Annotated in this window: 21 protein-coding genes and 1 riboswitch; of the genes, 11 read left to right on the top strand and 10 right to left on the bottom strand. The window is 65.5% G+C overall.

Annotated features, from left to right (window positions below):
- Positions 1-48: 48 nt before the first annotated feature.
- The gene (locus JOF48_RS05700) at positions 49-147 is read left to right on the top strand and encodes a 30S ribosomal protein bS22 (RefSeq protein WP_074712200.1); all 99 of its coding nucleotides are present in this window, start codon (positions 49-51) and stop codon (positions 145-147) included.
- Positions 148-255: 108 nt separating this feature from the next.
- Here the strand turns inward: JOF48_RS05700 and JOF48_RS05695 are convergent, their stop codons facing one another.
- Positions 256-1,068 carry an HAD family hydrolase gene (locus tag JOF48_RS05695; protein ID WP_209678282.1) on the bottom strand — a complete coding sequence of 271 codons (813 nt, stop codon included), beginning with the start codon at positions 1,066-1,068 and terminating at the stop codon, positions 256-258.
- Positions 1,069-1,176: 108 nt separating this feature from the next.
- Here JOF48_RS05695 and JOF48_RS05690 point away from each other — a divergent pair, with 108 nt between their 5' ends.
- Both JOF48_RS05690 and JOF48_RS05685 read left to right on the top strand, forming a co-directional pair.
- On the top strand, positions 1,177-1,452 hold the full coding sequence (locus JOF48_RS05690) for a glutaredoxin family protein (RefSeq protein WP_209678280.1): 276 nt from the start codon (positions 1,177-1,179) through the stop codon (positions 1,450-1,452).
- Positions 1,453-1,570: 118 nt separating this feature from the next.
- On the top strand, positions 1,571-2,269 hold the full coding sequence (locus JOF48_RS05685; protein WP_342591165.1) for a redox-sensing transcriptional repressor Rex: 699 nt from the start codon (positions 1,571-1,573) through the stop codon (positions 2,267-2,269).
- A gap of 43 nt (positions 2,270-2,312) precedes the next feature.
- Here JOF48_RS05685 and JOF48_RS05680 read toward each other — a convergent pair whose 3' ends face one another.
- From JOF48_RS05680 to JOF48_RS05670, 3 genes are all read right to left on the bottom strand, one after another.
- Positions 2,313-3,011: a hypothetical protein gene (locus tag JOF48_RS05680; protein ID WP_209678274.1), complete on the bottom strand. Its 699-nt coding sequence runs from the start codon at positions 3,009-3,011 to the stop codon at positions 2,313-2,315.
- 191 nt (positions 3,012-3,202) lie between these two features.
- Positions 3,203-4,000, bottom strand: coding sequence for a hypothetical protein (locus JOF48_RS05675; protein ID WP_209678272.1), 798 nt, complete (start codon positions 3,998-4,000; stop codon positions 3,203-3,205).
- A 183-nt stretch (positions 4,001-4,183) separates the two neighbouring features.
- Positions 4,184-4,741 (bottom strand): YceI family protein, encoded by a 558-nt coding sequence (locus JOF48_RS05670; RefSeq protein ID WP_209678270.1) that lies wholly within the window; start codon positions 4,739-4,741, stop codon positions 4,184-4,186.
- A 162-nt stretch (positions 4,742-4,903) separates the two neighbouring features.
- On the opposite strand from JOF48_RS05670, the gene JOF48_RS05665 reads away from it, so the two are divergent.
- The 6 genes from JOF48_RS05665 to JOF48_RS05640 all read left to right on the top strand — a co-directional run bounded on the left by JOF48_RS05665 (position 4,904) and on the right by JOF48_RS05640 (position 11,252).
- Positions 4,904-5,566 (top strand): histidine phosphatase family protein, encoded by a 663-nt coding sequence (locus tag JOF48_RS05665; RefSeq protein ID WP_209678269.1) that lies wholly within the window; start codon positions 4,904-4,906, stop codon positions 5,564-5,566.
- 108 nt (positions 5,567-5,674) lie between these two features.
- Positions 5,675-6,262, top strand: coding sequence for a TlpA family protein disulfide reductase (locus tag JOF48_RS05660; protein ID WP_209684190.1), 588 nt, complete (start codon positions 5,675-5,677; stop codon positions 6,260-6,262).
- Between the two features lie 14 nt (positions 6,263-6,276).
- A complete protein-coding gene (locus tag JOF48_RS05655) occupies positions 6,277-7,035 on the top strand; it encodes a cytochrome c biogenesis CcdA family protein (RefSeq protein ID WP_209678268.1) in 759 nt (252 codons plus the stop codon).
- Positions 7,035-8,756, top strand: coding sequence for a cytochrome c biogenesis protein ResB (gene resB, locus JOF48_RS05650; RefSeq protein ID WP_209678267.1), 1,722 nt, complete (start codon positions 7,035-7,037; stop codon positions 8,754-8,756). Before JOF48_RS05655 ends, resB begins: the two co-directional genes overlap by 1 nt.
- Positions 8,756-9,844, top strand: a complete 1,089-nt coding sequence (gene ccsB / locus JOF48_RS05645) for a c-type cytochrome biogenesis protein CcsB (RefSeq protein ID WP_209678266.1) — start codon at positions 8,756-8,758, stop codon at positions 9,842-9,844. Before resB ends, ccsB begins: the two co-directional genes overlap by 1 nt.
- Positions 9,845-9,998: 154 nt before the next feature.
- Positions 9,999-11,252, top strand: a complete 1,254-nt coding sequence (locus tag JOF48_RS05640; protein ID WP_209678265.1) for an alpha-L-fucosidase — start codon at positions 9,999-10,001, stop codon at positions 11,250-11,252.
- 287 nt (positions 11,253-11,539) lie between these two features.
- On the opposite strand, the gene JOF48_RS05635 is transcribed toward JOF48_RS05640, so the two are convergent.
- The 3 genes from JOF48_RS05635 to JOF48_RS05625 all read right to left on the bottom strand — a co-directional run bounded on the left by JOF48_RS05635 (position 11,540) and on the right by JOF48_RS05625 (position 15,748).
- Entirely contained in the window at positions 11,540-12,001 is a 462-nt protein-coding gene (locus tag JOF48_RS05635; RefSeq protein ID WP_245346417.1) for a hypothetical protein, read from the bottom strand.
- Between the two features lie 203 nt (positions 12,002-12,204).
- Positions 12,205-13,611: an FAD-dependent oxidoreductase gene (locus JOF48_RS05630; protein WP_209678264.1), complete on the bottom strand. Its 1,407-nt coding sequence runs from the start codon at positions 13,609-13,611 to the stop codon at positions 12,205-12,207.
- Between the two features lie 499 nt (positions 13,612-14,110).
- Positions 14,111-15,748 (bottom strand): ABC-F family ATP-binding cassette domain-containing protein, encoded by a 1,638-nt coding sequence (locus tag JOF48_RS05625; protein WP_209678262.1) that lies wholly within the window; start codon positions 15,746-15,748, stop codon positions 14,111-14,113.
- A gap of 171 nt (positions 15,749-15,919) precedes the next feature.
- A riboswitch (SAM riboswitch) is annotated at positions 15,920-16,035 on the top strand.
- A 34-nt stretch (positions 16,036-16,069) separates the two neighbouring features.
- Between JOF48_RS05625 and JOF48_RS05620 the strand changes: the two genes are divergently transcribed.
- A complete protein-coding gene (locus JOF48_RS05620) occupies positions 16,070-16,609 on the top strand; it encodes an OsmC family protein (protein WP_209678261.1) in 540 nt (179 codons plus the stop codon).
- A 121-nt stretch (positions 16,610-16,730) separates the two neighbouring features.
- Here the strand turns inward: JOF48_RS05620 and JOF48_RS05615 are convergent, their stop codons facing one another.
- Entirely contained in the window at positions 16,731-17,438 is a 708-nt protein-coding gene (locus JOF48_RS05615) for an NADPH-dependent F420 reductase (protein ID WP_209678260.1), read from the bottom strand.
- Positions 17,435-18,487, bottom strand: coding sequence for an LLM class flavin-dependent oxidoreductase (locus JOF48_RS05610; RefSeq protein WP_209678258.1), 1,053 nt, complete (start codon positions 18,485-18,487; stop codon positions 17,435-17,437). The genes JOF48_RS05615 and JOF48_RS05610 overlap by 4 nt, the downstream gene beginning before the upstream one ends.
- A gap of 120 nt (positions 18,488-18,607) precedes the next feature.
- Between JOF48_RS05610 and JOF48_RS05605 the strand changes: the two genes are divergently transcribed.
- Entirely contained in the window at positions 18,608-19,123 is a 516-nt protein-coding gene (locus JOF48_RS05605; RefSeq protein WP_209678255.1) for a MarR family winged helix-turn-helix transcriptional regulator, read from the top strand.
- 106 nt (positions 19,124-19,229) lie between these two features.
- Here JOF48_RS05605 and JOF48_RS05600 read toward each other — a convergent pair whose 3' ends face one another.
- Positions 19,230-20,255, bottom strand: a complete 1,026-nt coding sequence (locus tag JOF48_RS05600) for a LacI family DNA-binding transcriptional regulator (protein WP_209678253.1) — start codon at positions 20,253-20,255, stop codon at positions 19,230-19,232.
- Positions 20,256-20,480: the final 225 nt, after the last annotated feature.

Genomic DNA, 20,480 nt, shown 5'->3' with positions numbered 1-20,480 from the left:
TTTACGGCCTCAACCGAGGTTGTTCTATGCAGTTTGTGAGGAACTTTCATGGGTTCAGTAGTTAAGAAGCGCCGCAAGCGGATGTCCAAGAAGAAGCACCGCAAGCAGCTTCGCAAGACGCGTCACCAGCGTCGCAACAAGAAGTAAATCTTCTTTTCTTCTTGAAGTTATTCTTCGAAGAGCGCCCGTTCACCTTTGGTGGGCGGGTGTTTTTTATGCCCGACGGCGGACCCTCCCCGGTGCCCTGCGCTGCGGTCAGCGCTTGCGCACCATGGCGATGCCCTTCCAGAGCCCATACACCACGCCGGCACCCGTGGCGGCCTTGAGCCCCAGGGTGGCGGCGCGGCGGCCCGAGCGGTAGTCGTAGATGGGCCAGTTGTTCTCGCGTGCGTGCCTGCGCAGCTTGGCGTCGGGGTTGATGGCCACGGGGTTGCCCACGGCGGTGAGCAGCGGGATGTCGTTGTAGGAGTCGCTGTACGCCCAGCACACGGCCAGGTCCAGGCCCTCAGCCTCGGCAAGTTTACGGACCGCGTGCCCCTTGGCGGGCCCGTGCAGGATCTCGCCGACGATGCGGCCCGTGTAGACGCCGTCCTCAATCTCCGCCACGGTGCCCAGGGCGCCCGTCAGGTTCAGGCGCTCGGCAATGACGGAGGCCACCTCCACCGGCGTCGCCGTCACCAGCCACACCTGCCGGCCGGACTTCAGGTGCTCCTCGGCGAGGGCGCGCGTGCCTGGCCAGATCTTGGAGACGATCATCTCGTCGTAGACTTCCTCGCCGAGCTGGTGGACAAACTCGGCGGTGATGCCGGCGGCCAGTTTTTGGGCGGAGTCCTGCACGGAGTGCACGTCCGACATGTTCTCGCCGCGCAGGATGAACTTGGCCTGCTTCCAGGCGAAACCCGCGGCGTCACGCAGCGTGAAGGCGCGTTTCTGGTACATTTTCCGGGCCACGTGGAACAGGCTGGCGCCCTTCATCATGGTGTTGTCCACGTCAAAGAAAGCGGCCTCGCCCTGACGCGGTGCAACGGTCGAGGCGGCCTCGGCACTGTTGATGATCACGTCGGGCATGGAACGAGTCTAGTCAATCCTTCATGCGTCCGCCTGCCCGCGGGATTAACTGTGGGCAAAGTTTCACCCGGGTGCCGGGGCCCACCGGCATTGAGTACGGTTGTAGGCATGGACACCTCTGCCAATGCCACCGTTCCCGTGCTGGAATTGATCACCAAGACCAGCTGCCACCTGTGCGACGACGCCCGCACCGCGGTGGGCAAGGTGGCCGGGGACCTCGGGCTGCCGTGGACAGAGAAGAAAATCGACGGCGACGCGGAGCTGACCGCGCGGTTCGGCGAGGAAATCCCGGTGGTCCTGGTCGACGGCGTGCAGCGCGACTTCTGGCACATCGATCCTGTTCGGCTCGAGAGCGTTCTGCGTCGCGCCATGACCGGGGGATAACCGCAGCTTTTGGCAGGGGGCGGGGCAGGTCCTACAGTTGAATCAGGCTTCCATGCTGCCTGCGCTGCGAAGTGCGGCAGTGGCTTGGGCCTGACATTTTCAATTGTGGAGTGACACCGTGATCCCAGCGCAGACCCCGGAAGACCGGCCAGCCGGCCAGGCCAGGCAGCTGCCGCCTGCCACCGTGTCGCGCCTGACCCTGTACCTGCGCACGCTCAACGCGCTGCTGGCCGACGGCGTGGAAAACGTCTCCTCGGACGCCCTGGCCGAATCTGCCGGCGTGGGATCCGCCAACGTCCGCAAGGACCTCTCCCACCTTGGCTCCTACGGCACCCGCGGCGTGGGCTACGACGTGGCCAACCTGAGCCGGCAGATTGCGCAGGCCCTCGGCCTCACCCACGAATGGCGGGTTGCCATTGTCGGTGCCGGAAACCTGGGCCGAGCCCTGGCCCGCTACGCCGGATTTGAATCCCGCGGCTTTGACGTGGTGGCCCTGCTCGACGCCGACCAGATGGTTATTGGCACGGAGATCGGCTGGCTGCGCGTCAGCGACGTGGCCAACCTGGAGTCCGTGCTGGAATCCACACGCGCCAACATGGTGGTGCTGGCACTGCCGGCCCAGGTGGCCCAGTCAGTGTGCGACCGCGTGGTCGAAGCCGGCGTGCACAGCATCCTCAGCTTTGCCCCCGTGGCCCTGAGCGTGCCGGAGCACGTCAACTTGCGCAAGGTAGACATGGCCACTGAGCTGCAGATCCTGGCCTACCACGCGCAGCGGCTGCAGGAGCCGGGCCTGGAGCGGGACCGCCCGGGCGCGTAGGCGGCACCTGAAGGCAGTGGCCCCCCGCGCGGGCGTCAGCGCGTCAGCGCTTCAGCGCGTCCCGGGCGTCCTTGCGGGCGCGGAAGAATTCCGCGGCCGGGGCCTGGAACATCAGGTACACCGCAATGATCCCCAGCAGCACCTGGACGACGGTCACGGGATTGGGCGGGATCAGGAACAGCAGGGAAATTGCCGCCAGGACCAGCGAGGTGGTGCGGGCCCAGCCGGCCCCCTTGCGCACATTCCGTGAGATCCAGAAGTAGCAGGCCGTCATGGCGATGCTCAGGACAAACGCCAGGAACAGGACGGTGTCCATCATGGTGGGGTCGGAATACATGGCTGCCAGCTCGGGGCTGGACGCGAAGGCGCTGCGCAGCACGTCAACGACAGAGGCCTTGATGGTCGGAACAAACAGCACCACCAGCAGCGCCACCACGGAGACCGCCTGCATGATGCCGGCGGCCAGGATCAGCCGCGATGCCAGCAGCACCTTGGACGGCGGGGCCAAGTGCTGGTCCGCCGGACCCGGCAGGCCGCCGTCGGGTCCCTGCGGGGCGCCCTTGAAGCCGGGGTAGGAGGCGGCCGGGGGCAGCTGTCCCGACGCGTCGCGGGTCTCCGGCTGCGGCGGCTGCCAGCCTTCCGGGGCGTACTGGCCATACCGGGGGACGCCGGGGGCAATCTCGCCATAGCTTCCGGGGCGGGAAGCGGGGCGCTCTTGGGGCTGTTCGCCGGGGGTGCTCATGATGGCTGCTCTTTCACTTGCGTGCCGTGGTCCCGGCGGCTGCTCCGCCCGGGCTGCTGTGCCGTCGGCGGCTGCATTAAAAAGGGAAGGGGCCGCGTCGGGTTTGCTATAAACCCTACGCGACCCCGCCCGCGCCAACTACCCGACCATGCAACATGTTCGGGCAGCCGGCCGGGACAGCCAGCGGTCCGTCAGGCCTGGCCCTTGGCCCGGGCGTTGAGCCACGCCGTGGACTCGGGCAGCCACATCAGCACCGCGGCCGCCACGCCGAGCAGGCTGCCGCCGTTGGAGCCCAGTGCCATCAGCACAAAGCCGATCAGCACAATGGCCGACAACGCCATCCGCGCCCACTGCTTGCCTTCCTTGAGCTTCATGGCGCACACAACAACTGCGGCAATCAGCGCCGCGGCAATGATCGAGGTGATGATGCCCATGACGGCATCGCCCCGCCAGTAGCGCGAGCCCAGCATGAACAGCGAGCCGATGAAGCCGAAGAATGTGAAGAAGAGCCACAGTGCGGCAGTCGCCAGCCACAGGAAGTAGGAAACCTTCAGCAGCTGCGGCAGCCCGTCGGTGCGGAAGAGCCCGCCCAGCCCGCCGGCCGGCATGACGTCCTGGAACGACTTGGGCATGTCCTTCGGCATCCCCACGGAGAAGTCGCCGGCCGGCTGCTGCTGGTACGGGGGCTGCTGCTGGTAGCCGGGCTGCCCCGGGTACGACGGCGGCTGCTGGCCCTGGTAGGGAGGCGGCGGCTGTTGCTGGTACCCCGGCTGCTGGTACGGCTGGCCCGGGTAGGGCTGCCCCTGGTAGGGCGGGGGGACAGGCTGCTGGTAGCCCGCCTGTGGGGCCGGCTGCTGGTAGCCCGGGGGCGGTGCAGGCTGCCCGCCTGGCACGGACGGATCCGGCTGGGAACCAAAGCCGGGTGGGGGAGGCGTGGCCGGCTGTCCGGCACCCTGTTCGGGAAGTGGTGTCTCATTCGGTGTGCTCATGGTGTGAACCCTAGTCGTCGAGTGGTGCCGTGTCACCGAAAAGTAGTGGGAGCGTCCTGTGAGAAACGACGCAGGCCACCGTCCGAGGACACGAAAATGCCGGTCCGCCATGGTAGCGGACCGGCATTAAAGCCCTCTTAAACCCCGGGCCGTGCCCGGGTTCGGAGGGTGGGCAGGCCTGGGTTATGCGGCCTTCACAAAGGCAACGTCAAGGGTGATGGTGACCTTGTCGGAGACCAGCACGCCGCCGGCTTCCAGTGCTGCGTTCCAGGTCAGGCCGAATTCCTTGCGGCTGATGACCGTCTTGGCCTCGAAGCCTGCGCGGGTGGCGCCGAAGGGGTCAACTGCCACGCCGTTGAACTCGCCCTTGAACGTGACGGTCTTGGAGATGCCGCGGATAGTCAGTTCTCCGGTCAGTTCAAAGTCTTCCTCGTCGCCGGTCACGGCGGAGGAGGCGAAGGAAAGAGTGGTGAAGGTTTCGACGTCGAAGAAGTCGGCACTCTTGACGTGGCCGTCGCGGCCTGCGTCGCCCGAGCTGAAGCTGGCAGCCTGGATGGTGGCGGTCACGGCGGCGTCGGCCAGGGTCTCGCCCAGTGTCAGTTCGCCGGCGACATCGGTGAACTGGCCGCGGACCTTGGAGATTCCTGCGTGGCGGACGGTGAAGCCCACGGTGCTGTGTGAGGCGTCGAGGGTCCAGGTGCCCTGTGCGAGGCCGGTGGATTCAATGGTTGTTGCTGACATGTGCTTCTCCTTGAAAGTTGTGACAAAGCTGCAGGATCGCCTGTGCAGCAACCCTTCACGGGATATAAGCATGCGTTTGCATCTAATATTCCCGGGAGTTCAAAAAACTTTTCGCGGGTCCGGATTAACCCCTTGTTCAACAACTTTGAGAAACTTGGGAACATGTCCCGAGTAACTGTGCACCTTCTGCGCCACGGCGAGGTTTTCAACCCCGATGGCGTCCTCTACGGCCGGCTCCCCGAATTCCACCTTTCCGAGCGCGGGCGCGCCATGGCGGACATGGTGGCGGAGCACTTTGCCGCGCTGAAGGACGACGGCGGTGCACCGGTCTACCTGGTTGCCTCGCCTCTCACCCGCGCGCAGGAAACCGCCCAGCCCACGGCCAAGGCTCTGGGCCTGGAAATTGTGACCGACCCCCGCATCATCGAGGCGGAGAACCACTTTGAGGGCCTGGTCATGAGCAAGGCAGAATTGCTCAAGCCCAAGCACTGGCCCTATTTCATCAACCCCTTGCGCCCTTCCTGGGGCGAGGCCTACTCGGCTCAGGCGGAACGCATGTTGGAAGCGGCACGGGACGCCCGCCGTCGAGCCTTCGAAATTGGCGGCGACGGGGCGCAGGCCGTCATGGTCAGCCACCAGCTGCCCATCTGGGCCACCCGGCGCAGCGCCGAGGGCAAGCGGCTGTGGCACGACCCCCGCAACCGGGAATGCACCCTCGCCTCGCTGACGTCGTTGACGTTCGACGGCGAGGACATTGTGGACGTGGCCTATAGCGAGCCTGCCGCCGTCCTGCTCCCGGGCGCGGCCACCACACCCGGGGCCTGACACACAGCTGGCAGTCAGCTTTTCGACGTACTGTAGAGCAAAATGCCACCTCTGCGACTGTGCAATGGCTTAACCGTGAAATGAAAGAATTGCGTCGTGACTTCTTTGATGAGCCGTAGGGCACTTTTTGCTGCCGGAGGGGCCGCGCTGACTGTGGCCCTGGCCGCCTGCACCAGCGAGGACCCCCTGGCGAAGCAGGCCAATGCCGGCGACAACAAGAACTACATCGCCGGAGACGGCTCCGTCAGCGAATACGGCGCCGCCGACCGCAAGGACCCCGTGGATTTCACCGGGACGTTGTTTGACGGTGCAACCGTGAACGCGGCGGACTACCGCGGCAAGGTGGCCGTGCTGAACTTTTGGTACGCGGCATGCGCGCCCTGCCGCATCGAGGCCCCCGACCTGCAGGCCCTCTACACCGAGTTCAAGGCCGACGGCGTCGAGTTCCTCGGCGTGAACGTGCGCGACGAGAAGGCCACCGCCGAGGCGTTCGAGCGCACCTTCGAGCTCGGCTACCCCAGCGTCGTGGACAAGGACGGCGGGGTGCTGCTGGCCATGACCAAGTACGTGCCGCCGTCGTCCGTCCCCACCACCTTGGTGCTGGACAAGAAGGGCCGCGTCTCCGCACGCGTCCTGGGCGTGGCCGAAAAGGGCACCTTGAAGGCCCTCATCACCTCAGCGCTGGCCGAGAGCTAGCGGCGCCTGCCTCCATGACGAACAATCCCTTCGCGGAGATCATCTTCAACGGATCCATGCTCCTCGCCATGCCAGTTGCCGTGCTGGCGGGGCTGGTCTCGTTTCTTTCCCCCTGCGTGCTTCCGCTCGTGCCCGGCTACCTGGGCTACGTCAGCGGCCTGACCGGCGCCGACCTGGAAAACCAGAAGCGCGGGCGAATGTTTGCCGGCATTGGGCTGTTTGTGCTCGGCTTCTCCGTGGTGTTTGTGCTGATCGGCGCCATGTTCGGCCAGCTGGGCGCCTGGCTCATGGGACCCGACGCCGCCTGGGTCACCCAGGTGCTCGGCGTCGTCGTGATCATCATGGGCGTCGTGTTCCTGGGCGGGTTCAGCTGGTTCCAGGGCGAGGCCAAGATCCATGCCAAGCCCCCGGCCGGACTGTGGGGCGCACCCATTTTGGGCGTAACCTTTGGTTTGGGCTGGGCGCCGTGCATCGGCCCCACGCTCAGCGCGGTTCTGGCACTGTCGTACTTCGATGAATCCTCGGCGGCCAAGGGTGCGTTCCTGACATTCCTGTACTGCCTGGGCCTGGGGCTGCCGTTCCTGTTCATCGCCCTCGGTGTACGCCGCGGAATGGGGGCCCTGGCCTTCTTCCGCAAGCACCGCCGAGGACTGCAGTACTTTGGCGGCGGCATGCTGATCGTGCTGGGCCTGTTGATGGTTTCGGGCCTGTGGGGAACCTGGATCAATGAGCTGCAGACGTGGTTCCTAAATGACGTGAGATTGCCAATCTAATGAAAGAGACAGTGGTGGAAGAACCCAAGGGCGCGGAGCCCAAGGTTGCGGGCAAAGCGCCCAAGGGCGGCGGCGACATTGCGGTGCCGGCGCTGGGCATCACGGGCATGGTCCGGTGGGCCTGGCGGCAGCTAACCAGCATGCGCACCGCGCTGCTCCTGCTGCTCCTGCTGGCCGTGGCCGCCGTGCCCGGATCCCTGTTCCCGCAGCGGCCTTCCGCGCCGTCGGAGGTGACCCAGTACCTGAAGGACAACCCCACCTCGGGGCCCATCATGGACTGGTTCAAGCTCTTTGACGTCTACTCCTCGCCCTGGTTTGCGGCCATCTACCTGCTGCTGTTCACCTCCCTGATCGGCTGTGTGCTGCCACGCGCCAAGATCCACTGGAAGGCCATGCGCTCGGCGCCGCCTCGCACACCCAAACGCCTCTCGCGGCTCGCCGAATACGGCACCGTCACCATCCCTGCGGGCAGCGGCATCGATGCTGAAACCGCGGTCAGGGACGCCGCCGCCATTCTGAAGGCCCGCCACTACCGCGTGGACATCCGCGACCTCGACACGGACCGGCCCTCCGTCGGCGCCGAGATCGGATTCATGAAGGAGGTCGGGAACCTGCTGTTCCACACGGCCATGATCGGCGTCCTGGCCGCCGTCGCCTTCAGCGGGCTGTTTGGCTACAGCGGGCAGAAGGTGCTCGTGGAAGGGGACACCTTCGTGAACACCCTGACCAGCTACGACACCTTCACCCCGGGCGCCAACTTTTCCGACGACCGGCTCAGCCCCTACTCCGCCACCCTGGACCGCCTGGTGGTCAAGTACGACCGCTCCACGGAATCCCATTACGGGCAGCCGCTGGACTTCAACGCCACCCTGACCGTCAAGGACGGGCCCGGCGGCGAAGCCAAGACCAAGACGCTGAAGGTCAACGAGCCCGTGTCCATCGGCGGCACCAACCTGTACCTCGTGGGCAACGGCTACGCGCCCATGGTCACGGTCAAGGACGGCGAGGGCAACGTTGCCTTCCAGGGCCCCGTCATCACCATCCCCACCGACGGCGCCTACACCTCGCTCATGGTCATCAAGGCCCCCGACGCCAAGCCCAACCAGCTGGGCTTCGTGGGCTTCTTCCTGCCCACGGCCCTGGTTGACGACAAGGGAGTGGCCTTCGGCTCCGACCCCGACCCCTTCAACCCCCAGCTCAACCTGAACGCCTACACGGGCGACCTTGGCCTGGACAACGGGGTGCCCCGCAACGTCTACACCTTGGACACGTCGGGCATGAAGGAAATCAACTCCCGCAACGTGGAGGCCGGCGGCATCGTGCTGGCACCGGGCCAGAGCTACACGCTGCCGGGCAACAACGGCTCCATCAGCTTCGACGGCATCAAGCGCTTCGCCGCCCTCGACATCAGGCACGATCCGGGCCAGGGCATGGTCCTGGTCTTCTCGCTCCTGGCCCTGGCCGGGCTCATGGCCTCCCTCTTCCTGAACCGCCGCCGTGTCTGGATCCGCACTGGAAACCATCCGGACGGGCGCACCATGGTGGAATTCGGCCTGCTGGCCCGCGGTGAAGACCACCGGCTCGCCGGCGAGTACGCGGCCATCAACAAGGCACTGCACGAGAAGTGGCTGGTGCCAATGCAGGCCGAGGGGCAAAATGGGGAACAAACATCAACCACCGACTCCGCACCGGGCGTCACCGCGGCAAGTAAGGACCAGTAATGCCAGAGATCAATGAAGGCTTTGCACTACTCAGTGAACAGCTCATGCTGGTGGCCGGCATGGCCTATGCCGTGGCCGTTTGCGCCTACGTCTGGGACCTGGTGACGTTCAGCAGCGCCGTCAAGAAGGGCCTGGCCACCGCACCGGAGGCGGCACAGCAGGGCGGTGCCGCCGAAGGCAGTGCCGTGCTCGCCGGCGTCGGCGCCCGCAGCGCTGCCGGGCAGGACCTGGGGGCCGGGCCCAAGGACCGCGGCGTGCGCCCCAGCTCCAAGACCCACGAGGGGTCCGACGGCATCACGGCCGGCGACTCCATGCGCTACGGCAACCAGAAGCGGGTGGTGGCCAGGGTGGCCGTCGCACTTACTGTCGTGGCCGCCGTCGTACAGGGCATTGCCGTAGTCCTGCGCGGGCTTGCGGCTGGGCGCGTGCCGTGGGGCAACATGTACGAATTCTGCACCACCGGCTCCTTCGCCGTGGCCGTGGTTTTCCTGCTGGTGCTCACGCGGCGCGACCTGCGCTTCCTTGGCACCTTTGTCATCGGCCTGGTGCTGGTCATGATTGTGGCCGCACACGTGTCCTTCTGGACGCCCGTTGGGCACCTGGTGCCGGCGCTGCAGAGCTACTGGCTGATCATCCACGTGTCCATTGCCGTGCTGTCGTCCGCGTTCTTCACCATCACCTTTGCCATGTCCGTGCTGCAGCTGTTCCAGGCCCGGCGCGAGGCTTCCATTGCCTTGGGCAAGCCGGACAAGGCCCCCGTCATGCGCCTGGTGCCGAACGCGCTGAGCCTGGAAAACCTGTCCTACCGCATCAACGGCATCGCCTTCGTGGGCTGGACCCTGACCCTCATGTTCGGCGCCATCTGGGCCGAGAAGGCGTGGGGCCGCTTCTGGGGCTGGGACACCAAGGAAGTGTGGACGTTTGTGATCTGGGTTGTCTACGCCGGCTACCTGCACGCCCGCGCCACCAAGGGCTGGACGGGCACGCGCGCCGCCTGGCTGTCGATTGTGGGCTACCTCTGCGTGGTCTTCAACTTCACCATTGTCAACGTGTACTTCTCCGGCCTGCACTCCTACGCAGGCCTGTAGGCCGCCAGCCCCTGCCCTGATTTTCGACCCCCACTGCCCGCGATCAGGTTTCTGCGTGTGGTTACGGGCGAATGGTGCGCCACTCCAGAAGTGGCGCACCATTCGGCGTTAACGGAACGCAGGATTGTCGGCAATCGTGTGAAAGGCTTGCGTCATGCATTCAGTTCTCCCCAACCCGGCGCAATTGGCCTGGCAGCGCGACGCCCTGGGCGTGTTCTTCCACTTCGGCCTGAACACCTTCCACGGCAAGGAATGGAGCGACGGCACGCTGCCCGCGGACTCCTTCAACCCCACGGAGCTCGACGCCGGGCAGTGGGTGCGCACCGCGGCGTCCCTCGGCGCGAAATACGTTGTCCTGACGGCCAAGCACCACGACGGATTCTGCCTCTGGCCCACCGCCACCACTGACTACTCGGTGGCATCCTCGCCCTGGCGAGGCGGCTCCGGCGACGTTGTTGCGGAAGTGGCCGCCGCCTGCCGGAAGCACGGCATGAAGCTGGGACTGTACCTCTCCTCGTGGGACCGCAACGCCCCCAGCTACCCGGAGCCGGACGCCTACGACGAGTTCTACCTGGCCCAACTGCGCGAGCTCTGCAGCAACTACGGCGAGCTCGCTGAGCTGTGGTTTGACGGGGCCGGATCACAGGGCCGCGAGTATGCCTGGGACAGGATTGCGGCGCTCATTGACGAGCTGCAGCCGGGCGCCATGGTCTTCAACATGGGCGCCCCAACCATCCGCTGGGTCGGCAACGAGGACGGGCTGGCCGCCGACCCCGTCCGCTACGTCGTCTCCGAAACCGAGTTTTCCAACTACACAGTCGACTCCTCCGCGCTCACCGAGGCGCTGTATCTGCCGCCCGAGTGCGACGTCTCCCTCCGCCGCGGCTGGTTCTGGCACCCCGACGACGCCCCCAAGGACCTCGACCACCTCCTCGCCATTTACTACCGCTCCATCGGCCTGGGCGCGAACCTGCTGCTGAACCTGCCGCCGGACACGCGCGGGCTGATTCCGGCGGAGGACCTGGCGCGGCTGGCCGAATTTTCCGGTGAAATGCGACGCCGTTTCGCGGCGCCGCTTGCCGCCTCACTCTCCGCTGTGGGTGAGGGGGAGTGGGTGGCTGATTTTGGTGCGCCGGTCACCTTTGACCACCTCCGGATTGAAGAAGTGCTGACCGGCGGGCAACGCATTTCCGGACACAAGGTCTTTACGGAATCTGGGGACCTGGTGGTGGACGCCGGCACGGTGGGATCGCAGCGGATCCACGTGTTCGAGCCTGTGACGGCGCAGAAGCTGGTTATCCGGCTTGAGGGGGAGAGCCCGCAGCTGGCTGCCGCGACGGCCTTCTGCGCCGGCGTGTCCACTGTGCCGGAGATCCGGTACCTGGCCCCCACGGACACCCCGGATTGATGCCCCGGCTGACACCCGCGCCCGCGCCCGCCGCCCCCGACGCCCCTGCCGCACCCGACGCTGTCGCACCAATGGCCGGAAAGTGATGGACGCCGTCGCAGCAATGGCTGGAAAATGACAGACGCTGTCGCAACTGCCGCGATTGGCCCGGCAGGAAGTCGGCCATTGGTGCGACGGCGTCGGTGGGCCGGACGCGTGGGGCGTGTGTCCGGCGTCGTGATGGGGCAATGAAATGAGCTGGCGGCGCGGGCTCCGGTGCGCCGTCAGCTCAAGTTTGGGATCGAGGGCTACTTCATGCCGCCCTTGCGGATGCCGGGTTTCGTGTACGTCCGGGCCAGCAGGCCAAGCGCCACGGCTGCGACCATGAGGCCGAAGTCGCGCAGGGCCACGTCGTAGAAGCCGGAGTATGTGAGCAGGTTGACCACGATGCCCAGCAGCCAGATCGAGACAACCCAGGCGGCGTAGCGGGGGCGCAGAGCCATGAGGACGGCCGCCACGACCTCCACAATGCCGATCACGACCATGGTGCCGTGGGCGCTGAACGGGGAGATGTTCTCGATCCAGGGGGCCAGGTAGTTCTCCCATGTGGTCAGGACGTTGAAGAACTTGTCCAGGCCCATGATCAGCGGGATGGCGATGAAGCCGATCCACAGCAGCAGGAACGCGCCGTAGGTGGGATCGGCCTTCGCGCGCGCCAGTGCGTGGGAGGTCCAACCCGTGGAAGCTGCGGGAATTGAGTGCGTTGCCATGACTCCTCCATCTAAAAACAATAGTTATGTTTTTAGAATGCGCCTCATTCTGCACTGTGTCAATACCCGGCTGCATGCACCCGCGCCTGCGCAACAGAACAACGCCATCGCAGCAATGACGCATTAAACAGGGACGCTATCGCACCAACTGCGATAGCGTCCCGAAAAAAGCAGCCATTGCTGCGACAGCGTCGAGGGGGAGGTTAGTTGCTGGAGACCTTGCCTTCGCCGGTCAGCGCGGCTAGCGTGCCGGTGTCAACGTCCTGCGACGGGCCGTTGAGGTAGCGCTCCAGCGAATCATCCATGGCGTTGAGCCAGCGGGTGTGGTGCCTGGTGGCCATGGTGCCGGTGACGACTGAGCGGTGCACCATGTCGCGGTAGCCGAGGATGTCGGTCTCCTTGTGGCCCATCCAGTCCTTGAACAGCTGCGACACGGCGTCCAGGTCGAACGGCGGGTAGTCCGTGGCCGCGATCAGCTCGCGCAGGTAGTCCGACTGGAAATCCGCCTCCGCATTGTGGTCCGGCAGCGCGGCCTGGCGCTCCAGCCACAGCTGGATGTCGGCGTCGCGCTCCTCCAGTGAGGGCAGCTCGATCGCACCGGTCATGACGTCGCGGACAAACCAGGCCTGCGCATCAAACATGTTGAACGTGTAGTACTGGTCCTGCGCGCCGAGGTAGAACAGGTTGGTGTTCTGCTGCCACACCACACCCTTGTAGAGGTTGCCCGGGTAGAGCACGTTGCGCGACTTCAGGCTCATCTCGCTGGGCAGGAACGGGTACTTGTGCTGGTATCCGGTGCACAGCACGACGGCGTCAAACTCGCCCTGGGTGCCGTCGGAGAAGTGCGCGGTGCTGCCCTCGAAGTGCGTGACGAGCGGGCGCTCCACGGTGTTTTCGGGCCAGTCGAAGCCCATGGGGGCGCTGCGGTAGCTGAAGGTGATGGAGCGGGCGCCCATCTTGTGGGCCTGCATGCCGATGTCTTCAGCGGAGTAGCTGCTGCCGATCATGAGCAGGTTCTTGCCGCCAAAGCGCTCTGCGCCGCGGAAGTCGTGGGCGTGCAGGACCTCGCCGGGGAAGCTGTTGATGCCCTTGAATTCAGGGACTGCGGGGGTGGAGAAGTGGCCGGTTGAAACGACCAACTTGTCGAAGATGTGGTCGGTGGTGGTGCCGGTGGCCAAGTCTTCCACCGTCAGGGTGAACTCCTGGGTGTCTTCGTTGTACGCGGTGTGGCGTGCCACGGTGTTGAACTGGACGTACTTGCGCACGTCGGACTTCTCGGCGCGGCCCTTGATGTAGTCAAAGAGGACTTCGCGCGGCGGGAAGGAGGAGATGGGGCGGCCGAAGTGCTCGTCGAAGGAGTAGTCGGTGAATTCCAGGCATTCCTTGGGGCCGTTGGACCACAGGTGGCGGTACATGCTGGAGTGGACGGGCTCGCCGTGCTCGTCCAGGCCCGTGCGCCAGTTGCTGTTCCACTGGCCGCCCCAGTCGGACTGCTTTTCAAAGCACATGATCTCGGGGATGTCCGCGCCGTTCTGGCGTGCTGATTCAAAGGCACGCAACTGTGCCATGCCGCTGGGGCCCGCACCAATGATTCCGACTCGCAATGTCATGCTGTTCTCCTCATCACTTGGATCATGTGTGCCGCCTGTGTGCGACGCTTCGAATCCACAGCCCTGCTGGAACAAGCGAACGGACCGTGGGACGGTGCATCCGTGACAGAGCTACAAGGCGCACGGTGCGAAACAAGCAAACAGTGCGCGGCGGCAGATATGGCTGCGGCCAAAACAGGCGGATGGCCGCCCGCGGTTCATACGGAACATGTGCACCCGCGGCCTCACGCCTGCGGTGCTGTCCGGAACCTGGTGGGGTGCGTGTGCACCAAGATTCGATTAAGCGGCTTCGCTGCGGATCCAAAAAGAGCAGCAAAGCTGTTACCCATTGCAACATTTTAGAGAACTTAAGTCAAAAGGTGAAGATTCGTTAGTTGAGCTAATGCATTGCCGGGCTGCTTGCGCTGACGACGTGGCAAAGCGGCGAGGGTAGGGGAAATTTCCCCTACCCTCGCCGCTTTGCCACGTCCTCGGTGCAGGTGCCCTGCAACCGGTGCAGCTACAGCTCCGTCAGCTGACCTCTGGACAGGCTCCATCTGGTGTCCAGACTAACATTCTCCAGAAGCCTGCGGTCGTGCGTGACCAGCAGCAGCGTGCCTTCGTAGCTCTCGAGTGCTTCCTCGAGCTGCTCAATCGCCGGCAGGTCGAGGTGGTTGGTGGGCTCGTCAAGGACCAGCACGTTGACGCCGCGCGCTTGCAGCAGCGCCAGCGACGCGCGGGTGCGTTCGCCGGGGGAGAGGGCGCCCACGGGGCTCAGGACCTGGTTGGCTTTGAGCCCGAACTTGGCCAGCAGTGTGCGGACCTCGCCCTGGTTCATTTCCGGCACCAGCCCCTCGAAGGCGTCGCCGAGCGGCGTGCCTTCCGGGAACTGGCTGCGCGCCTGGTCCACCTCCCCGACGGCGACGTTGGCACCCAGGGAGGCAACGCCGTCGTCCGGGGAGATGCGGCCCAGCAGCAGCTTCAGCAGCGTGGACTTGCCGGCGCCGTTGGGGCCCGTGATGCCGATCCGCTCCCCGGCGTTGACCTGCGCCGAGACCGGGCCCAGCGTGAAGTCGCCCTGCCGCACGACGGCCGCGTTGAGAGTTGAAACCACGGTGCTGGAGCGCGGTGCGGCGCCGATGCTGAACTGCAGCGCCCACTCCTTGCGCGGCTCCTCCACCTCGTCGAGGCGCGCAATCCGGGACTCCATCTGCCGCACTTTCTGTGCCTGCTTTTCGGAGGACTCGCTGCTGGCCTTGCGGCGGATCTTGTCATTGTCGGGAGCCTTCTTCATGGCGTTGCGCACGCCCTGCGAGCTCCATTCGCGCTGCACCCGGGCCCGCCCCACGAGGTCGGCCTTCTTCTCGGCGAACTCGTCGTAGGCCTCGCGGGCATGGCGCTTGGCAATGGCACGCTCCTCCAGGAAGGAGTCGTAGCCGCCGTCGTACACGGCCACCTTGTTCTGCGCCAGGTCCAGCTCCACGACGGAGGTGATGGTGCGGGCCAGGAACTCGCGGTCGTGCGAGACCAGCACGACGCCGCCGCGCAACCCCTTCACGAATTCCTCCAGCCGAGCCAGCCCGGCCAGGTCAAGATCGTTGGTGGGTTCGTCCAGAAGCACGACGTCGAAGCGGCTCAGCAGGAGCGCGGCCAGCGCCACCCGGGCGGCCTGCCCGCCGGAGAGCCCGGTCATGGACGCGTCCGGGCTCAGGTCAAGGCCCAACTCTGCCAGTGTTGCGGGGATGCGTTCATCGAGGTCGGCGGCACCACAAGCCAGCCAGTGGTCCAGGGCTGCGGCGTAGCGGTCGTCGTCCGCGGAGTTGCCGGACCCCAGCGCCTCGGCTGAGGACTCCATGTCAACGGTGGCCTGGGTGCAGCCGGTGCGGCGGCCAATGTAGGCGGCGATGGACTCGCCCTCGACCCGCTCATGCTCCTGTGGCAGCCAGCCGACAAACGCATCCTGGGGCGCCGTGCTCACGGTGCCGCCCTGAGGTGTGGCGGCTCCGGCCAGAAGGCTCAAAAGTGTTGACTTGCCGGCACCGTTGGCACCGACCACTCCGATCACGTCGCCGGGTGCAACCGTGAAGGAGAGGTTGGAGAAAAGGGTGCGGTGGGCGTGGCCGCCGGAAAGGTCCTTGGCCACAAGTGTTGCGCTCATGGATCCATCTTAAGTTGCTTCGCGGATGGCGCAGGACGGGCGTGGCGTGCGTCTCCCACATCCGGGGCGTCGGGCGGCGGGGAGGCGAGTGCCGGCGTCGTGCATGGAATGTTGCTGCATGTGACGGCGGCCTTGGGGCCGGCACAGCTGCTCGGGCAGACTGGTGGGCAGAATCAAGAGTTCCAGCCACAGGCCCTGGCCGGCTGGGCGGCAACCCTCCACACCATAGTGGGGTGCCCCAGGTGAGGATTCGACGCCCGGCAACCGCTGCGGCGTAAGTATGGCGGGGTGAACGGCGCCCGCAAAAACCGAAGGAACATCATGACTGAAACAGCACTTGTTGACGATGCGGCACAGCGTTCGGCGCGGCTGCTCGAGGCGGGCACGGCGTGGAGCCGGCGGATTGCCGCAAACCCGGGAAGCGCGCAGCTGACGTACAAGGCCGCGGGCGTGGGGGTGGGCTCGGTGGCCACGAGGATCAGCGCCGGCAAGCACCAATTCACGGTGGATGAGCCCGCCGCGCTGGCCGGCGACGACACGGCCGCGAGCCCCGTGGAATACGCGCTCGGGGCCATCATTGCCTGCCAGGTAGTGGTGTACCGGCTCTACGCGGAACTGCTGGGGATTCAGGTGGACGACATCCAGGTGGATGCCGAGGGTGACCTGGACGTGCGGGGACTGTTCGGGATTGATGAGTCGGTCCGGCCGGGATTCAGCGACATCCGCCTGGCAGTGCGAATTTCCGGCCCGGAATCACAGGAGAGCTATGAGGAGCTGGGGCGGTTTGTTGAGGCCCGGTGCCCCGTGCAGGACCTGTTCAGCAACGCCACGCCCGTCAGCGCGGTGGTGACGAAGGGCTGACGTCGCCGGACGCATCCGCTCCAAAAATCGACAACGCAGTTGTTGGACCAAAAATGGCGGAATCGGTCCATCAACTGCGTTGTCGAAATTGGGGTGGGGCGTGCGTGGCTCCCGGTACGGGTTAGTGCGCCGGTGCCAGCTCCCGCCCTTCGCCGGTGGCGCCGGCTGCGTGGGCCAGCAGTTCCGCCTGCAGCCCGGGCCGGTCGTAGGAGCCGGTGAAGATCGGCGTCCCCGGTTCGAACGCGGCGCCCCCGGCGAGGGATCCGCCGTCGACAGCGTCAAAACCGAGGTGCTCCACGAAGCCGAGCACCAGGTCGCGCGTCTGCCCGTCGTCGGAGGTGACGGCCAGGGCGCGGCGGTCCGGTGCGCCGGCGGGCCGGGCGTCCAGCTCGAGCTCGTGGTAGCCGATGTGGTTCAGTGACTTGGCCAGCCGGGCGCCGGGGATGTGTGCGTGCACCATCTCGGAGCTTGACGGCGCGGCCTCCAGCTCGGGCATGTCGCCGTTCGTGTCGCGCCAGTAGTTCATGGTGTCCAGGACATGCTTGCCGGCCAGGCCTGCCGGATCCAGCGTGCGGAACTTGTGCAGCGGCACGGACAGCACCACCAGGTCCGCGGCGGCCATGGCCTCCGCCGCGCTGACCGCGACGGCGCCGGGCGCCATGACGGAAATGATCAGCGAGATGTCTTTCGGGTCTCCGGAGGCCGCGATCAGCACGCGGTAGCCGGCCTTGATGGCCTGGCGGGCCACGCCGGTGCCGACCTTCCCGGCGCCGAGGATGCCGATTGTGGTGGTGGCGGGGTCGTGCTGCTTCAGGGTCTGGATGCTCATGCTGCGGCCTTCTGTGCGAGTTCGGCGTCGATGAGGGGCTTGACCTCGGTGCCGAGCAGTTCGATGGATTTCAGGACGTCCTTTTGCGGCACCGACGCCAGGTCCATTTGCAGGATGTGGCGGTCGTGGCCCATGTGTTCGCGCGTCAGCAGGATCTTTTCGGCCACCTGCTCCGGCGTGCCGACGTAAATTCCGCCGCTGGGTGCCGCCTGCATGTCGTAGCTTATGCGGTTCGGGGCGGAGAATCCGCGCTCGCGGGAAATGCCGTCCATGAGGTGGCGGTAGTAGGGGTAGAAGGTGTCCGCCGCGCCGTCCTTTGCAACAAGTCCGACGGCGCTGACCCCCACCTTGAGTGCGCCGGCGTCGTGTCCGGCTTGGGCGGCTTCGGCCCGGAACAGCTGTGCATGGCGGGCGAAGCTGTTGACCGACCCGCCCAGCAGTGCGTATATGACGTTGGTGCCCAGGCGCGCGGCCCTGGCCGACGATGCGGGGGTGCCGCCGGTGGCGATCCAGATGTCCAGGTTGTTGTCCACGGGGCGCGGGTAGATGGTGGCATCGTCCAGGGCTGGGCGGAACTTGCCGCTCCACGTGATGGATTCCTCTTTGCGACCTGCCTCGTTGAGGGCCAGCAGCAGGGCGATCTTCTCTTCGTAGAGGGCTTCGTAGTCGTTGAGGTCGGCACCGAAGAGCGGGTATGACTCGATGAAGGAGCCGCGGCCGGCCGTCAGTTCGGCGCGGCCGCCGGAGAGCAGGTCCAAGGTGGCGAACTGCTGGTACACGCGGACGGGATCCTCCGTGCTCAGCACCGTGACGGCGGATCCGACCTTGATGTTTTTCGTTTGGGCGGCCGCGGCGGCAAGCACGGGGACGATTGACGACACGGCAAAATCCGCGCGGTGGTGCTCCCCGACGCCGAAGTAGTCCAGGCCGACTTCATCGGCCAGCCGGGCACGCTCCAGGAGGTCGGCCATGCGCTGCTGGCTGCTGACCGCTGCACCCGTGACGGGGTCCCGGTGGACATCGCCAAAGCCGTATACGCCAAGTTCCACGAAATGCTCCTCTTGTCTGCAGCGCCGCCGGTGGCATCGCCACAATGTGTGTTGTTCTACAGATCATCTTACTAGAATATGATCTGTTGTAAAGCGCAGGTCTCCGTTATGATGGATGTCATGAGCAACACTGCAGCCACCGCACAGCCCCGGACCAGCCCGCAAGAGGATTTTGGCTGGACGCTGGGCGTCCTGGTGCGCAATTACCAGAATGCCTCGACCATGGCCATGGGTGAGTTCCCGCACGGTGCCCGGGGCTACCAGGTCCTGGTTGCTGTTGCCAGCGGCGAGCTCCCCAACCAGCTGGCGCTTGCGCAGCACCTGGGGATTGACCGCACCGTGATGACCTACCTGGTGGACGACTTCGTCAAGGCCGGCCTCGTGGAGCGCCAGCTCAATCCCGCCGACCGCCGCGCCCGCATTGTGGTGGCAACTGCCACCGGCTTGGCCATGCTCGCGGAACTTCAGCGCAGTGTCGCCGGGGCAGAGGATGTCGTCCTGGGCGCCCTGGACGCGGCCGAGCGAGAGCTGTTCCGCACGCTTCTGCGCCGCGTTGCCTGCGACACCCCGCCGCTGTCGGAGCATGAACTGGGTGCCTGTGCTGCCGTCGAGGAAATGCTCGGCACCGGGAAGTAGCCCCCAGGCTGTGCCTCTTTCGCAGGGCACTTTCCCTGCCAGGCACGACGCCGGACACTCGCCCTGGGCTGTCGGCCCGCCCGCCGCCGGGGCTGGCTCCCCTGGGCTATTTCTTTCGCTTGGGTGCAGTGCCCATGGTTGCTCCTGAAGAGTACGAGCATTCGATCAGCAGCTGCGGCAGGGTGTCGCTTAGTTTGTCCAACCGGTCAATGAGGGTGTCAACGCCCAGGCGGCCCAGTTCATCTGCGGGGGAAATGTAAACCGCCATCTCAGGCTCAGACATGCTGACGATGTCCAGCGATGATGCAATGGCCACCACCGAAACATCTTGTGGCAAACGGTACCCAGCTTGTTGGAGGCCGGCCACAAAACCCGGGCCCGCCTGTTCATTCATCATCAGCACGCCCGTCGTTTCGGGATGCGAGGCGACGAATTCCTTAGCCAGTTCTCGGCCGCCCGCCGAGGAGTGGACACCGCTCATGATGGCGCCGGACAACCCGCGCTGCGCCGTGACTTCCCCAAAAACCTTTCTTGTCCTTGCCACCGGGCCGTAACCGCCGAGCAGCTGGTTGCCAATGCCGCCGTCCACCAGGACCAGGTCTGTGTGGCCGAGTTGGATGAAGCGGTCGATGGCCTTCTCCACCGTTGATTCGAAGTCGACATCAACGAAGGGAATTCCCGCGGTGTCCCGGGTTCGGCCAATGAGCGCAAAAGGGACAGTGCTTCCCGAAAGTTCAGCCACGCGCGGGTCATCCAGCTGCACTTCCATCAGCACGACTCCGTCGACCAGCCCGGACGATGTCAATTCGGAGACCGCCTCGGCGTCGTTGCTCATGGGCCACAGCACCAGGTTGTAGCCGCGCAGCCGGGCCTGGTCGGCGGCGCTGGTAAAGAACCGGACCGACGTGGGTGAAAAGCGGTGCTGCAGGGCCGGGTACAGAAGCGCCAACACGTGGGTTCTTCCCCGGGCAAGGGCGCTGCCCACGGCATTGCGACGGTAGCCAAGATCCTTCATGGCCGCTTCCACCTTGGCCCGGGTCTTCGGGGAGACCGGCTTTGAATTGTTGATGGTGAAGGACACGGTCGCCAATGACACATTCGCCAAGTTGGCGACATCCTGCATCGTTGCCATGACACTCCTCCCCGTGGTCGCATCTCAAGGCATCTCACCTAGTTTATTCACATACTGGCTTACTGGATGCCAAAAGTAAAGCGCTTAAATAATGCTTGACAGTCGACCATCCATCACGGCATGATCTATTTCACAAGCAACAGTAAAGCGCTTTACTATTCTCCGCCCGTCAGCTGCGGCACGCCGATTCGGACAGTTTCCACTGCTGGATCGAATCGTCCCATG

The organism is Arthrobacter stackebrandtii, from assembly GCF_017876675.1.
GTDB lineage: Bacteria > Actinomycetota > Actinomycetes > Actinomycetales > Micrococcaceae > Specibacter > Specibacter stackebrandtii.
This window is presented reverse-complemented; position numbering and strand designations above follow the sequence as displayed.

Bases quoted from the DNA above. Each gene is read 5' to 3' on its own strand.
- JOF48_RS05700 (WP_074712200.1), top strand. From the start codon at position 49: ATGGGTTCAGTAGTTAAGAAGCGCCGCAAGCGGATGTCCAAGAAGAAG.
- JOF48_RS05695 (WP_209678282.1), bottom strand. From the start codon at position 1,068: ATGCCCGACGTGATCATCAACAGTGCCGAGGCCGCCTCGACCGTTGCA.
- JOF48_RS05690 (WP_209678280.1), top strand. From the start codon at position 1,177: ATGGACACCTCTGCCAATGCCACCGTTCCCGTGCTGGAATTGATCACC.
- JOF48_RS05680 (WP_209678274.1), bottom strand. From the start codon at position 3,011: ATGAGCACCCCCGGCGAACAGCCCCAAGAGCGCCCCGCTTCCCGCCCC.
- JOF48_RS05675 (WP_209678272.1), bottom strand. From the start codon at position 4,000: ATGAGCACACCGAATGAGACACCACTTCCCGAACAGGGTGCCGGACAG.
- JOF48_RS05670 (WP_209678270.1), bottom strand. From the start codon at position 4,741: ATGTCAGCAACAACCATTGAATCCACCGGCCTCGCACAGGGCACCTGG.
- JOF48_RS05665 (WP_209678269.1), top strand. From the start codon at position 4,904: ATGTCCCGAGTAACTGTGCACCTTCTGCGCCACGGCGAGGTTTTCAAC.
- JOF48_RS05660 (WP_209684190.1), top strand. From the start codon at position 5,675: ATGAGCCGTAGGGCACTTTTTGCTGCCGGAGGGGCCGCGCTGACTGTG.
- JOF48_RS05655 (WP_209678268.1), top strand. From the start codon at position 6,277: ATGACGAACAATCCCTTCGCGGAGATCATCTTCAACGGATCCATGCTC.
- resB (WP_209678267.1), top strand. From the start codon at position 7,035: ATGAAAGAGACAGTGGTGGAAGAACCCAAGGGCGCGGAGCCCAAGGTT.
- ccsB (WP_209678266.1), top strand. From the start codon at position 8,756: ATGCCAGAGATCAATGAAGGCTTTGCACTACTCAGTGAACAGCTCATG.
- JOF48_RS05640 (WP_209678265.1), top strand. From the start codon at position 9,999: ATGCATTCAGTTCTCCCCAACCCGGCGCAATTGGCCTGGCAGCGCGAC.
- JOF48_RS05635 (WP_245346417.1), bottom strand. From the start codon at position 12,001: ATGGCAACGCACTCAATTCCCGCAGCTTCCACGGGTTGGACCTCCCAC.
- JOF48_RS05630 (WP_209678264.1), bottom strand. From the start codon at position 13,611: ATGACATTGCGAGTCGGAATCATTGGTGCGGGCCCCAGCGGCATGGCA.
- JOF48_RS05625 (WP_209678262.1), bottom strand. From the start codon at position 15,748: ATGAGCGCAACACTTGTGGCCAAGGACCTTTCCGGCGGCCACGCCCAC.
- JOF48_RS05620 (WP_209678261.1), top strand. From the start codon at position 16,070: ATGACTGAAACAGCACTTGTTGACGATGCGGCACAGCGTTCGGCGCGG.
- JOF48_RS05615 (WP_209678260.1), bottom strand. From the start codon at position 17,438: ATGAGCATCCAGACCCTGAAGCAGCACGACCCCGCCACCACCACAATC.
- JOF48_RS05605 (WP_209678255.1), top strand. From the start codon at position 18,608: ATGAGCAACACTGCAGCCACCGCACAGCCCCGGACCAGCCCGCAAGAG.
- JOF48_RS05600 (WP_209678253.1), bottom strand. From the start codon at position 20,255: ATGGCAACGATGCAGGATGTCGCCAACTTGGCGAATGTGTCATTGGCG.